Source organism: bacterium (assembly GCA_035308905.1).
Lineage (GTDB): Bacteria > Sysuimicrobiota > Sysuimicrobiia > Sysuimicrobiales > Segetimicrobiaceae > DASSJF01.
On sequence record DATGFS010000013.1, the window covers coordinates 1 to 13719 of the forward strand.

A 13719-nucleotide genomic window follows, 5' to 3' on the forward strand; every position below is an offset into this window, starting at 1 on the left:
AGGACCTCCGGCGCCTTCGCGCCTCCTGTCCCGTCTTCGCAGGACCTCCGGCGCCTTCGCGCCTCCTGTCCCGTCTTCGCAGGACCTCCGGCGCCTTCGCGCCTCCTGTCCCGTCTTCGCAGGACCTCCGGCGCCTTCGCGCCTCCTGCCGTCCGAGCACGACAACAAAGTGCCCCCGTCCCAATGGGACGGAGGCTCCGCGGTTCCACCCACCTTCCCGCCGCACCCCGGTCCTGGGGACGGCGGACGACTCCACGCGCGATTACGGGCGCACCCGGCCGGCGTAGCCCTGGACAGGCGTCCGCCTGGCGGCTCGGGGGAGGTGTTCAGCCCGGCGTACGGGCGGGACTTCCAGCCTGGATCCCGCCTCTCTTTCGGCCACCGTCCGGCTTACTCGTCCCCGTCATCGCCGAACGCCCACCATTATAGCACGGCCGCATGACACGGCCGCGGGGATGATGGCGGCCGTGTAACATCCGGCTGGTAGGCAAGGAGTGCCGCAGGTGGCACCGAATCTACCTGGGCTCTAACGACATTATGCTCTGCAAGGAGGCGTCGCATGGTGACAGCGCCACAGGGGTGGAGGCGCATGGCTACCTCGCTCGCGATCGTCGCCGCCCTTATCGCCGGAGTTCTGGTCGTCCCCGGCTCGGTAACGGGTTGGGCTGCGGGACCGACCACGCTCGTCTACGGCAAGTCGGGGGACGCCGACTCGCTCGACAGCCCTACCAGCACGAACGGCGAAGCCTACCAGGTCACGACGCAGATCTTCAACCTCCTGGTCCGCGCGCAGCCGGGCAAGACCGACATCGAGCCGGATCTCGCAACGAGCTGGTCCGTCTCTCCGGATGGGCTGACCTGGACGTTCAAGCTGCGCCAGGGCGTCACGTTCCACGACGGTACACCGTGGAACGCCGAGGCGGCGAAGGCCAACTGGGACCGCTGGGCGGACAAGAACAACCCGTACCACGCTGTGAAGGGCGGCGAATACGAGTACTTTGGCGACTTCATGGCCGACTCGTTCAAGGAGGCCAAAGCCGTCGATCCGTACACGCTGCAGGTGATTCTGAAACAGCCCAACTCCCCGCTGCTGCAGAACCTGACGATCATCGCCTTTCAGTTCAACAGCCCCGCGTCAATGAAGCAGTACGGCGCGGAGGGCATCGGCCAGCACCCCGTGGGCACCGGGCCCTACAAGTTCGTGGAGTGGGTGCGTGACGACCATGTGACGCTGCAGGCCAACCCGAGTTTCTTCCGCAAGGGCCTGCCGAAGACCCAGCGCCTGATCATGCGCGTGATCAAGGACAACGCCGCGCGGTACCTGGCGCTCAAATCCGGCGAGGTTCAGGCGATCGAGCTTCCCAACACCGACGACGTCAAGGCCTCGATGAGCGATCCGAACCTCAAGATCGTGTTCCGGCCTCCGTTCGACACGAGCTGGCTCAAGTTCAACATGAACAATTCGCTCTTCAAGGACATCCGGCTCCGCAAGGCCGTCGCTTACGCGATCAACCGGCCGGCGATCGTGCAGGGCCTGTACGCCGGCTACGGCGAGGTCGCCAACCAGGCCATGCCGCCCGGGATGTGGGGCCGCGCCTCCAGTCCCGACCCGATCACGTACGATCCCGCGCAGTCGAAGAAGCTGCTGTCGGAGGCCGGGTATCCGAACGGGTTCTCGTTCGACTTCTGGTACATCCCGGTCAGCCGGCCGTACTTCCCGCAGGGCAAGGAGATCGGCACGGCGATCGCGAGTGACCTCAACAAGGTAGGCATCCGGGCCCATCTGCAGACCGAGGACTGGGCCACGTACCTCAAGGACCAGAAGAGCAACCGGTTCCCGATGTACATGGCCGGCTGGATCGGTGACAACGGGGATCCCGACGACTGGCTCGGGTTCTTCTTCCCCAAGTACGACGCCACCAGCGCCCGCTGGTCGTACAACAACCCGGCGGTCTTCGACCTGATCAACAAGGCCAAGAGCGAGAACAGCCAGGCCAAGCGCGCGCAGATGTACGCCCAGGCCATGACGCTGATCTCGCACGACCTGCCCAATATCTGGTTCGCGCATGCCAAAGTGCCGATGATCGTGCGCAAGAACGTCGACGGGCTGATCGGCCAGCCCGATTCGAACGAGTACTGGGAACTGGTTTCGTCGCACTAGGACAAAAGCAGGGACGGGGGCGCGAACCCGGGTTCGCGCCCCCTCCGTATCTCTAGTCGATGGCCCGCTATATCGCCCGCCGCGCAATCGCGCTGCTCCCGATCCTGCTGGGGGTGTCCGCCGCGGCGTTCCTGATGATCCACTTGCTGCCCGGCGATCCGGCGACCGTCTACGTGGGGGACCACGCCACCCCGGGATCGGTCGAGCGCGTCCAGCACGAGTTCGGCCTCGACAAGCCCCTGCCGGTGCAGTACGGGATCTACCTCTGGAACGCGGTGCGCGGAGACTTCGGCGAATCGCTGGACAGCCACCGCAAGGTGCTGTCCGAATTCGTGCCGCGGTTCCCGGCGACGATCGAGCTGACAATCGGCGCCATCACGGTCGCGCTCTGCATCGGGGTGCCGATCGGCATCGTGTCCGCCGCCAAGCCCAACTCGATCTTCGACCGGCTCGGCATGTTCGTGGCGCTCACGGGCGTCTCGATCCCGGTGTTCTGGCTCGGCCTCATGCTGATCTACATCTTCAGCGTGTACGTCCACGCCCTGCCGACCTCGGGGCAGCTCGACGTCAACATCACGCTCGTGCCGATCACCCGCATCGACATCCTGGACGGCCTGCTCACGGGGAACTGGGCCGCCGCGGGCGACGCGCTGCGGCACCTCGTCCTGCCGAGCGTCACGGTCGGCTCGATTCCCGCCGCGATCATCGCGCGCATGACCCGGGCCTCCATGCTGGACGCGCTGCATCAGGACTACATCCGGACGGCGCGCGCGAAAGGCCTGACCGGCCCCGCCGTGATCATCGGACACGGCCTTCGCAACGCGCTCCTGCCGGTCGTGACCGTCATCGGACTCCAGTTCGGCGGCTTCCTCACCGGCGCGATCCTGACCGAGACGATCTTCTCGTGGCCGGGCGTCGGCCGGTTCATGTACGACTCGATTCTCTTCCGCGATTACCCGGTGATCCTCGCCGGCATTCTGCTGTTCTCGCTGATGTTCGTCCTGGTCAATCTGCTCGTCGACGTCCTGTACGCCTTCCTTGACCCCCGCATCCGCTACGCCTGAACGAACGGGAAGCGCGCAGGCCGCAGCGGCCCCGGCCGCGCCGGTGCGCCGGCACGCACGCTCCGCGGTCAAGATGGCCGCCCGGCGGTTCTGGGCGAATGCCAACGCGCGCGTCGGCCTGTGCATGATTCTGTTCTTTGCGCTCATCGCGATCTTCGCCACGCAGATCGCGCCGACCGGTCCGGACGACGAAGACCTGCTCGCGCGGCTGCAGCCGCCGTCGGCGCACCACTGGATGGGCACCGACAACCTCGGGCGCGACGTGTTCAGCCGGGTCCTCCTGGGCGCCCGCATCTCGATGACGGTCGGCTTCGTAGCGGTCTCCGGCGCTCTCTCCACCGGCGCGTTGCTCGGTATCACGGCCGGCTATGCCGGCGGCCGGGTCGAGAGCACGATCATGCGGATCATGGACGTGATGCTCGCCTTCCCGTCCATCATCCTCGCGATCGGCATCGTGGCCGTGCGGGGCCCGGGACTCAACAACACGATCCTGGCCGTCAGCATCGTGAATATCCCGTCGTTCGCGCGCGTCGCGCGCGCGTCCACGCTTGCCATCAAGGAGTTCGAATACGTCACGGCGGCCAGGGCCATGGGCGCCCGGCCGTGGCGGGTCCTCCTGCGCTCCATCGTGCCGAACGCCGCCGCGCCGCTCGTCGTGCAGGGATCGCTCGGAATCGGCAGCGCGATCCTCGAAGCCGCGGCGCTCGGCTTTCTCGGGCTCGGCGCACAGCCGCCGAGCCCGGAGTGGGGCGCGATGCTGGCCGACAGCTACCGGTATCTGCTCACCGATTTTTGGGCCGCTCTCGCTCCGGGGCTCGCGATCGCGCTCGTGGTCCTCTCGTTCAACCTGGCGGGCGACGGGCTTCACGACGCGTTGGATCCCCGGCTCTCGGGACGCGCATAGCGTCGAGCGCCCGGTCCGCGGCGGCCTCGCCGGAGCGGATGCAGTCCGGAATCCCGATCCCCCGGTAGGCCGCGCCGGCCAGCGCCAGGCCTGGGTGGCCGGCGAGCCGGTCCTCGATCTCCGCCACGCGCGCGAGGTGCCCCACCACGTACTGCGGCATCGTCTCACGGTGCCGCAGCACCCGCACGAAATCCGGCGTGCCGGATGCGCCGAGCAGCGCTTCCATCTCGCCGCGGACGATCGCGGCCAGCCGGTCGTCGGGAACGTCGGCCATCTCCGGCGCGAGCGCGCCGCCGAGAAACACGCGGATCAGCACGCGCCCGGCGGGGGCGCGGCCGGGGAACTTCACGCTGGCGAACGAGGCCGCGAGGATGGGGCGGCGCTCGATCTGCGGCACGACGAAGCCGAGGCCGTCGAGCGGATGCCGGATCTCGTCGCGCCGGTAGGCGAGGGTGACGCTCGCGGAAGACGCGTAGGCGATCGCGCCGAGATGCGAGGCGAGCGCGCCGTCGAGTCCCGCGACAAGGCGCGCCGCCGCCGGCGCGTTCACGGCGACGATGACCGCGTCCGCCTCGATCGGCGGGCCGTCCTCGAGCGCGACCGCGTAACGAGCGCCGTCCGCGGCCCGCGCCACCGCCCTGATCGGGGTGCGAAGCCGCAGCGTGCCCGCGGGCAGGCGCGCCGCCGCGGCGTCGGGCAGCGCCTGCATCCCGTCCGCGAGCGTCGCGAAGATGCTGAGGCGCCGGCCGGTCTGCGCCCCTCGGGCGGGAGTCCCGTGCCCCGACCGCCGCGCCGCCGCGTGGGCGAGCACGAGGCCGCGAATCACGCTCCCGTAGCGGCGTTCCACCTCGGCGAGGCGCGGCATCGTCGCCTCGAGGCTGAGCGCCGCCGCGTCTCCCGTGTAGATCGTTCCGATCATCGGCTGCGCGACGCGCTCGAACGCCTCGCGGCCGAACCGCCGGGTGACAAACGACCGAATGGTCTCGTCGGCGGCCGGCCGGCCGCGCGGCAGCACCAGGTCCATCGCCATCCGCGCCTTGCCCGGCCATGAGAACAGCGGCGAGCGCAGCCACGGCAGGAGGCGCGTCGGCGCGACCAGCCGGAACCCGTCCGGAATCGGAACGACGCGGCCCGCGCGAACGACGTAGGCGCGGCCGGCGCCGGTCTGCACCCCAACCACACCGGACGCGAGACCGAGCTGTTCGCACAGCCGCAGCGCCTCCGGCTTCTCCGTAAGAAACGAATCCGGTCCCGCTTCGACGAGGTAGCCGCCGTCGCGCTCGGTGGCGATCACGCCGCCGGCGCGGGAGCCGGCCTCGCAGACCACGAGCTCCACCCGGCGGGCCGCGTCCGCGATCCTCAGCGCCGCGGCCAGCCCGGCGATGCCCGCCCCGACCACCACGACGCGCGGCGGACGGGGCGCGGTGTCCACGCCGAGCGCGTCCGGCGACGCCTGCGCATCCTGCCGGCCGACAAGCGGCCGGCCACCATGTAACTCAAGCGGGCTAGTCCCCGCAGGGGGGTGATCTCCGATGCTGCCGGCCGTCATTCCGGGGTCATCCCGCCTGCGCCGCCACGAGGTCGGCCAGCATTCCGATGAAAGCCGGGTGGTCCATCACCGTGGCCGCCCGATAGTAGGCGACGCCGAGCTCGGCCGCCGCGGCGCGGGCCTCGGTGTCCAGGTCGTACAGCACCTCGATGTGGTCCGAGACGAAACCGATCGGCACGAACACCACCGCGCGCGTCCGGTGCGCGGCCAGGTCGCGCAGGGCGTCCTTCGCATCCGGCTCCAGCCACGGCTCGCGCGGGTCGCCGCTGCGGCTCTGATAGGCGATCTGCCACGCCGGGTGGCCGAGACGGGCGGCGACGCTGCGGGCGGACGCCGTGACTTGCGATTCGTAGCCGCTGCGCGCGCCCATCGCGGCCGGGATGCTGTGCGCGGTGAAGACCAGCGTCGCGCCCGCCCGTTCCTCGTCCGGCATCGCGCGCAGGACGGCGGCGACGCGATCCGCCTGGGCGCCGACAAACCCCGGATGCTCGAACCACGGGCCGAGGTAGTCGACCGCCGGCGCCTGCGCGCCCACGCGGGTTTGAGCGTCGACGACATTTTCCTGATACTGCTCCCAGCTCGCGTAACTGCGGTGCGGCGCCATCACGATCCCGATCGCGCGGCGCACGCCCGTGTCGCGCATGGCGGCCAGCGTCTCGTGGAGGTACGGGGTCCAATTGCGCATTCCGACGTACACCGGCAGCGCAAAATCGCGCGCGCGCAGCGTCGCTTCGAGCGCGGCGGCCTGCCGGCGCGTCAGCTCGGTCAGCGGCGAGCGCCCGCCGAACACGTCGTAGTGATGCGCCACCTCTTCCAGGCGCTCCGGCGGCACCCGCCGTCCGTGCAGGATGGCCGCGAGATACGGGCGCACGTCTTCCGGCCGCTCCGGCGCGCCGTAGCCGATCAGCAGGACCGCGTCGTAACGGCCGGCGCCCGGTACGCGCGTGCCGCTCACCGGCGGCTCATCTCGTGGACCATCTCTACCATCGCGCGGAGGTTCTCCCACGGCGTCTCAGGGAGCACCCCGTGGCCGAGGTTGAAGACGTGCCCCGGCCGCCCCGCGGCCGCATCCAGAATGCCGCCCACCCCCCGTTTGATCTCCGCCGGCGTGCTCAACAGCACCGCGGGATCGAGGTTGCCCTGCACGCCGACCCCGGGGCCGAGGCGCGTCCACGCCGCGCCGAGCTCCACCCGCCAATCGAGACCGATCACGTGGCCGCCCGCGTCCCGCATCGCCTCGAGCAGGCCCCCCGTCCCGGTGCCGAAGTGGATCGCCGGCGCCTCCGGCGGCAGCGCGGCAAACACCGCGCGCGAGTACGGCAGTACGTACCGGCGGTAGGCCTCCGGCGCGAGGCAGCCCACCCAGCTGTCGAAGAGCTGCACCGCGTCCGCGCCCGCGGCGATCTGGCCGCGGAGATATCGGGCGGTCAGCGCCGTGAGCCGTTCCATGAGCGCCGTCCAGGCGTCCGGATCGGTGTACATCAGGCGCTTCGTCAGGAGAAAGTTTCGGGACGGACCGCCCTCGATCAGATATGACGCCACGGTGAACGGCGCGCCCGCGAACCCGATCAGCGGCACCCGCCCCGCCAGGGCACGCCGCGCCAGCCGTGCGGTCTCGTAGACAAACGGCACCGCATCGTCGGGATCGACGTCCGGCAGCCGCGCGACATCGTCGCGCGTTCGGATCGGCCGCGCGATCACCGGCCCTTCGCCCTTCGCGTAGTCGAGCCCCACGCCGAGCGGTTCCGCGACCAGCAGGATGTCGGCAAACAGAATGGCCGCGTCGACGCCTAGCCGGTCCACGGGCTGCACCGTCACCTCGGCCGCGGCGTCGGGCCTCTTGCAGAGTTGGAGCAGGCTCATCCGTTCGCGGACCCGGCGATACTCCGGCAGATACCGGCCGGCCTGCCGCATCGCCCACACGGGCGTATAGGGCACGGGCAGGCGGTGGCACGCGCGGAGAAACGCGCTGGTCGGTATAACAGACACGGATGGTGTTGGTTCTCTGGTGGCCGGAGACGCTCCTGTGATGCGCCGGCGCGGAGTTACGGCGCCGCGGCGGCCGGGCCTTCGTCGATGAGGCGCTTGAGTGTCCCGAACGCGTCGTTGACCACGGGATAGCCGGCGTACAGCGCCACCTGCTTGAGCATCGCGATCAGTTCGGCCGGCGGGATCCCGAGGTTGAGCGCGCCCCGCAGATGGCTCTCCAGCCCGCGCGACCGGCCCAGCGCGGTCAGGACCGCGCAGGTGAGGAGACTTCTCGTCCGGAGATCGAGCGTCGGGTCGCCGTAGACGGCCCCGTACGCCTGCTCCACGATGGTGTCGGCGTATGCGGGATCCAGCGCCCGGAAGACCGCGATGCCGCCCTCCCGATCCGGCCACAGCGTCTTTCGGATCTTCATGCCTCGCTCAAACAGCACGCGATCGCCCATCTCCCCTCCTATCCGCACGATCCGCGCCGCATCGCGCCGCGCGGTGAAGGCCGGCACGTCGCTCCCCGGCCAGGGCATCGTAGCACATCACCGCCGGGCGGCCCACCGGCCGTCCAGGACCGCCGCCGCGCAGCGCGAACTACTCCCGCTGCCGTGATCGTGCAGGCTACGCTCTTCACGGCCGCCGGGACGCGCTCGACCCGCGCCGCCGGTGAAGGTCATCGCGGCCGACCGAAGGAGACCGGCATGAAGGTGCGTGTGAACGGCGTCGACCTGTTCTATGAGACCGCGGGGTTGGGCCCGCCGTGCGTGCTCGTGCACGGCGGGCCCGGGGTCGGCCACCCCGGGCGCCTTACCCAGTACGCACCGCTCGGCGATCTCGTGCAGCTGATCGCCTACGATCACCGCGGACACGGCCGCTCATCGAAAGCGCCCGAGGAGACCTACACGCAGGAGCAGCTCGCCCGCGACCTGGACGGGCTGTGCCGGGCGCTCGGGATCGAGCACCCGATCCTCCTCGGCGCGTCGGCCGGCGGCTTCATCTCGCTCATCTACGCCGCGGCGCACCCGGAGACGCCGCGGGCGCTGATTCTGGTGGGTACGTCCGCGAGCAAGGCGTTCATGCCGCGCGCCACCGCGAACATGGAACGTCTCGGCACGCCGGCGATGCGCGACGCGTACCGGCGGCTCTGGGACGGGTCGATCGAGGATCCGGCGGAGTTTCAGCGGGCGTTCGAGACGATTCAGCCGATGTACTACCGCGACAAGGGGCGTGCGCCGGCGTCGCTGGCCGGCCGGGACTTCGACCCGGTGACCCGCCGGGCGCTGATCCGCGACTACGAGCGGTACGACGTTCGCGACGGCCTCGGCCGGATCGGCGTCCCTACCTGGGTCGGCGTCGGCCGCCACGACTGGATCTGCCCGGTGCCGGAATCCGAGGAAATCGCCCGCCGGATCCCCGGCGCGGAGCTGCACGTGTTCGAGCGCAGCGGGCACTCGCCGCAGGCCGAAGAGACCGCGGCGTTCATGGAGAGCGTCCGGACCTTCCTAGGCCGGGTCTAACGCCACCCCGCACCATACCACGGAGGAGGAGGACACCATGGCGATCGCACACGCGCAGAGCGCCCGCAAGTCCGTCGACCAGGAGTACCGGTACGAGCACCTCACGTGGCCGGAGATCAACGAGGCGGTGGCGATGAACAAGGTGGTGGTCCTGCCCGTCGGCTCCACCGAGCAGCACGGCCATCACCTGCCGCTCGACGTGGATGCGAAATTGAGCAGCGCGGTCGTCTACGAGGCCGCGCGGCGGTCGCCCGCGGAGATGCTGGTGCTCCCGCCCGTGGCCTATGGCTACTGCCACCACGTGATGGATTTCCCGGGGACGATCAACATCGAGCCGAGCACGTTCGTGAAGTTCCTGCTCGACATCACGCGCTCCGTCGCCTACCACGGCTTCAAGCGCATCGTCGTCGTCAACGGCCACGGCTCCAACCACCCGCTCGTGGAAGAAGTCGGCCGCCAGACGATCCTCCAAACCGACGCGCTGTGCCTGACGCTGTCGTGGTGGCAACTGGTGGGCGAACGCTGGAACCGCGAGTGGCGCGAGTCGGTGCTGCCGGGCGGGTGCGCCCACGCGTGCGAACTGGAGACGTCGATGTACCAGCACGTCGATCCGGACGGGGTCCGCGCGGACAAGATCAAGAACGAGCTGGCCGCGTTCATGGCACTGCCGGGCGCCGAGCGGTGGCACACCGTCGATCTGACGGCGTCGTCGCCCGCGGCGATCGTGGAGTGGACCTCGACCTACACGGACAGCGGCGTGATCGGCGAAGCCGCGCGCGCGACCGCGGAGAAAGGCCGCCACGTCTTCGAGCACGCGGTCACGCAGATGGTCGAGATGGTGCGCTGGTTCCGGACACGGCCGCGGCCGGAGCGGCGCGACCACCACGCGGCGCCGCCAACGTTCGCGCTGCCGTTCGGCTGGTAAACTGCCGCCGTCTCTACACAAACCGAGGAGACAACAGGTCGCGCAACTGACCGTCCGCCTTGGAAGCCAACTCCCGGGCGTCGCCGGCTTCCCGCAGCAGCCCCTCGATCGCGGCGCCGAGCGCCCGCAGGAGCTCGGCCCGATCGAGGGAGCGGACCAAGGTCTCTTGGAAGGGCGCCGCGACCTCGGCCGGAAGGTCGTCGTATCCCCTGCCCTGCGCCGCCGGCAAATCGCGGCGGCGGCACGCCAGCGTCAGGCCGAGTTCCCGCATCTCCCCGATCCAGTGCTGCGCCTGCCAGAAGCGGCCGCGCTCGACGCAGAACCGGGCCCGCACGGCGTGGTGCACGCCCAAACCAAAGAGATGCGTCATAGACGGCGGCTCGGCGCGCGGATGGTCGACCGCGCTGCCAAAGAGCAGCCGGAACTTCGGCCCGCGCGAGCCGAACGCCGTCGCGGGCGCAAACGACAGATCGACCTGCAGCGCGCCGGGAAACAGAAACACGCGGTAGATCGCCGCGCCCGACGGCAGGTCGAAGAGGTGCACCGCGCCCCACTCGCGCTCGAGCCGGGGCGTCCAGTCGGCCAGCACCTCGCCCAGCGTCGCCGCTTCTCCGACGCCGAAGCCGAGGTCGAGATCCGACCAGCGGTCCCCCGGCCCGTGGGCGGCCGATCCGATCAGCGCCCCCGCGACAATGCGCGCATCCTCGCGCGCCATCGCCAGGATCCCGTCGCGGATGCGGTCGCGCTCCTCGACCGTAAACACGAGCCCGACCCTACGTCTTGGCGATCCCGAGGGGCTGCGCCGGCCTGACCTGGTGCGGCACGCGCGGCTTGATCGGCCGCTCCCGCAGTTCGCGGACGATTTCGACGAGCTCCGCGGCGCCGGCGGCCAGCATCTTCTCGCCCTTCTCCGCGGTCGCGGGCGTCGGATCGCCCTTGATCCCGTTGGTCGAATCGGCGCTCCAATATTCGGTCATCCACAGCGGATTCTTGAACGCGGGATCGGGCTTCCGGCCGGCGAGGTCGCCCCAGAAGTGCGGCGACTGCCGGTAGGTGTCGTCGGCCGCGGCGCGGTCCATCCGGACCCGCGAGGCGTCGACGGCGAGGTACACCGACGTCTCGGCTTCGCAGGCGTGCGACGTCACGCGGGACCCGCGCACGGGGTTGAAGGCGTTGCGGACATCGTGCAGATCCCACCAGGACGTGTACGCGCAGTGCACGTCCGGGCGCTCGACCACGGTGATCCGCGCCGCCATCTCGACGAGCGGCCGGTTACTGCCGTGGCCGTTCACCATCAGGATCTTCGTGAAGCCGTGGTGCGCGAGGCTGCGCGTGATATCGGCCAGGTACTCGACGAAGGTGTTCCAGCGGATCGTGAGCGTCCCCGGAAAGTCCATGTGGTGCGGGCTGTAGCCCACCCGGACGCACGGCAGCAGCGCGATTTCCTCCGGCGCGAGCCGCGCCGCGCGCTCGCAGAACGCGGACGCGATCACGACGTCCGCGTCCACCGGCAGGTGCGGCCCGTGATCCTCGATCGTGCCGACGGGAATCAGCGCGACCCGCCGCGCGCGGACGGCGTCGTTGACTTCCTCCCAGGTCATGTGCTCGTACAGGTACGGCTGTTTAGGCATCCCGCGTGTCCCCCCTATGCGTGGTGTGCATGTCCGTCAACTTCGTCACCGTGGTGCGGTTCCGCGGCCCGGCGGCTCACAGGGTCCGGATGCGCGGATCGAGGACGTCCCGCAGGCCGTCGCCGAGGAGGTTGAAGCCCAGCACCGTCACCGCGATCGCGACGCCCGGCAGGACCGCGATCCACGGATCGATCAGCATGTACTGCCGCGCGGCGCTGAGCATCAGGCCCCAGGACGCCGTCGGCGGCTGCGTGCCGAGCCCGAGGAAGCTCAGCGCGGCTTCCGTCAGGATCGCCGTCGACAGCGAGACGGTCGTCTGGACGAGCAGCGGCGCCGATACGTTCGGCAGCACGTGCCGCACGATGATCGCGCCGTTCGAGGCGCCGATCGCCCGCGCCGCCTCGATATACGGCAGGCCGATGACGGACAGCGTCGGGCCCCGCGCGATCCGGGCGAACGTCGGCGCGTAGACGATGCCGATCGCGATCATCGCGTTGGTGAGGCTTGGCCCGAGGACGCTCGTGAGCGTGATCGCCAGCACGAGGGCCGGCATCGAGAACAGCACGTCCATCACGCGCATCGTCGCGTTGTCGAGCCAGCCGCCGTAGAAACCCGCGGCGATCCCGGAGGACGCGCCGAGTGCCAGCGCGATCACGACCGCGAGCCCGCCGACGTAGAGGGACACGCGCGCGCCGTAGATCAGGCGGCTCAGCTCGTCCCGGCCCAGCTCGTCGGTCCCGGCCGGATGCGCGCCGCCCGGCGCCTGCAGCGGCTGCGCGATCTGCGACACCGGGCTGTACCCGGTGAGCAGCGGCGCGGCGAGCGCGATGAAGACGGTGAGCCCGATGATCACCGCGCCGACGGCCGCGGTCGGGTTGCGGCGCGCGAGGCGCCAGAGACGCGCGCTCGCCCCACCGCCGCCCGGCCGCGCGCTCTGCCGCCGGGTGGCGGACGCGCCGGGCAGCGGACCGAGGTCCGTGGGGTTCGAGCCCGGACTCATTCGTACCGGATCCGGGGATCGAGCGACGTATACAAGAGGTCCACCGCGAGGTTGACCGCGGCGAACGTCACCGCGAACAGCATCACGGTCCCCTGCACGACCGGATAGTCGCGCTGGTACACGCCGTTCAACAGCATCCAGCCCAGGCCGGGCAGCCCGAAGATCTGCTCGGTGATCACAACGCCGCCGAGGAGAAACCCGCTCTGCAGTCCCAGTATGGTGATGATCGGAATGAGCGCGTTGCGCAGCGCGTGCCGGAGCAGCACCGTGGCGCCGCGCAGCCCCTTGGCGCGGGCGACCTTGACGTACTCCTGGCCGAGGACTTCGAGCATCGACGACCGGGTCATCCGGACCACGACCGCGGCGAGCCCCAGCGCGAGCGACGTGACCGGCAGCAGCATCTGCTGCGCGTTGGTCCAGGGCGACACCCAGAGCGGCGTGAAGATGAGCGCCGGCAGCCAGTGGAACGCGTACGACGCCAGGATGATCAGCATGATCGCGGTCCAGAAGTTCGGCACGGACAGGCCGAGCAGCCCCACGATCTGCGCGAGGGCCTTGACGCGGGCGCTCGGCGTGACGCTGGCCAGGATGCCGAGCGGGATGCCGACCGCCGCCACGACGGCGATCGTGAGCACGGCGAGCTCGACGGTGATCGGCAGCCGGGCGGCGATCAGTTCGCCGACCGGCTGCTGGGTGCGGAACGACCACCCGAGGTTGCCGTGCACGAGGTTCCACAGCCACAGCCCGTACTGCACGGGCAGCGGGCGGTCCAGGCCAAACTGGTGCAGCACCATCGCGCGCTGCTCGGGGCCGAGGCGCCCCTCCGTTCCGGCGAGGATGTCGACGATCGTCCCCGGGAGGAGGCGCACCAGGCCGAAGATGAGGGCGGAAACGCCGACTAGGGCCGCGACGGTCCACGCGCCGCGGCGGAGGAGGTAACGCATCGGGGATTAGACGGGCGCGGCGGGCGCATCCCGGGGGATGCGAACCC

The 13719-nt window shown here is 70.3% G+C and carries 13 protein-coding genes; 5 read left to right on the top strand and 8 right to left on the bottom strand.

Going from position 1 to position 13719, the window contains the following annotated elements:
* Nucleotides 1-589 precede the first annotated feature (589 nt).
* Genes VKT83_04240 through VKT83_04250 form a run of 3 tightly spaced genes read left to right on the top strand, consistent with a single transcriptional unit; the run spans nt 590 to nt 4129 of the window.
* Complete coding sequence (locus VKT83_04240; protein HLY21657.1) at nt 590-2161, top strand: ABC transporter substrate-binding protein; 1572 nt, start codon at nt 590-592, stop codon at nt 2159-2161.
* A 59-nt stretch (nt 2162-2220) separates the two neighbouring features.
* On the top strand, nt 2221-3225 hold the full coding sequence (locus VKT83_04245) for an ABC transporter permease (GenBank protein ID HLY21658.1): 1005 nt from the start codon (nt 2221-2223) through the stop codon (nt 3223-3225).
* Between the two features lie 43 nt (nt 3226-3268).
* Nucleotides 3269-4129 carry an ABC transporter permease gene (locus VKT83_04250; GenBank protein HLY21659.1) on the top strand — a complete coding sequence of 287 codons (861 nt, stop codon included), beginning with the start codon at nt 3269-3271 and terminating at the stop codon, nt 4127-4129.
* Here the strand turns inward: VKT83_04250 and hemG are convergent.
* From hemG to VKT83_04270, 4 genes are read right to left on the bottom strand one after another with little or no spacing between them, the layout of a single operon-like run.
* On the bottom strand, nt 4068-5678 hold the full coding sequence (gene hemG / locus VKT83_04255) for a protoporphyrinogen oxidase (protein HLY21660.1): 1611 nt from the start codon (nt 5676-5678) through the stop codon (nt 4068-4070). The genes VKT83_04250 and hemG overlap by 62 nt on opposite strands.
* A gap of 7 nt (nt 5679-5685) precedes the next feature.
* Complete coding sequence (hemH, locus tag VKT83_04260) at nt 5686-6633, bottom strand: ferrochelatase (GenBank protein ID HLY21661.1); 948 nt, start codon at nt 6631-6633, stop codon at nt 5686-5688.
* The gene (gene hemE / locus VKT83_04265; GenBank protein ID HLY21662.1) at nt 6630-7667 is read right to left on the bottom strand and encodes a uroporphyrinogen decarboxylase; all 1038 of its coding nucleotides are present in this window, start codon (nt 7665-7667) and stop codon (nt 6630-6632) included. Before hemE ends, hemH begins: the two co-directional genes overlap by 4 nt.
* Before the next feature lie 56 nt (nt 7668-7723).
* Entirely contained in the window at nt 7724-8188 is a 465-nt protein-coding gene (locus VKT83_04270; protein ID HLY21663.1) for a carboxymuconolactone decarboxylase family protein, read from the bottom strand.
* Between the two features lie 168 nt (nt 8189-8356).
* Between VKT83_04270 and VKT83_04275 the strand changes: the two genes are divergently transcribed.
* Nucleotides 8357-9172 carry an alpha/beta fold hydrolase gene (locus VKT83_04275; protein ID HLY21664.1) on the top strand — a complete coding sequence of 272 codons (816 nt, stop codon included), beginning with the start codon at nt 8357-8359 and terminating at the stop codon, nt 9170-9172.
* A gap of 37 nt (nt 9173-9209) precedes the next feature.
* A complete protein-coding gene (locus VKT83_04280; GenBank protein HLY21665.1) occupies nt 9210-10097 on the top strand; it encodes a creatininase family protein in 888 nt (295 codons plus the stop codon).
* Nucleotides 10098-10110: 13 nt separating this feature from the next.
* On the opposite strand, the gene VKT83_04285 is transcribed toward VKT83_04280, so the two are convergent.
* The 4 genes from VKT83_04285 to VKT83_04300 all read right to left on the bottom strand — a co-directional run bounded on the left by VKT83_04285 (nt 10111) and on the right by VKT83_04300 (nt 13672).
* Complete coding sequence (locus VKT83_04285) at nt 10111-10860, bottom strand: nucleotidyltransferase domain-containing protein (protein ID HLY21666.1); 750 nt, start codon at nt 10858-10860, stop codon at nt 10111-10113.
* A 10-nt stretch (nt 10861-10870) separates the two neighbouring features.
* Nucleotides 10871-11728, bottom strand: a complete 858-nt coding sequence (locus VKT83_04290; protein ID HLY21667.1) for a creatininase family protein — start codon at nt 11726-11728, stop codon at nt 10871-10873.
* 76 nt (nt 11729-11804) lie between these two features.
* Nucleotides 11805-12728 carry an ABC transporter permease gene (locus VKT83_04295; GenBank protein ID HLY21668.1) on the bottom strand — a complete coding sequence of 308 codons (924 nt, stop codon included), beginning with the start codon at nt 12726-12728 and terminating at the stop codon, nt 11805-11807.
* Nucleotides 12725-13672: an ABC transporter permease gene (locus VKT83_04300; GenBank protein HLY21669.1), complete on the bottom strand. Its 948-nt coding sequence runs from the start codon at nt 13670-13672 to the stop codon at nt 12725-12727. Before VKT83_04300 ends, VKT83_04295 begins: the two co-directional genes overlap by 4 nt.
* Between the last annotated feature and the right edge of the window lie 47 nt (nt 13673-13719).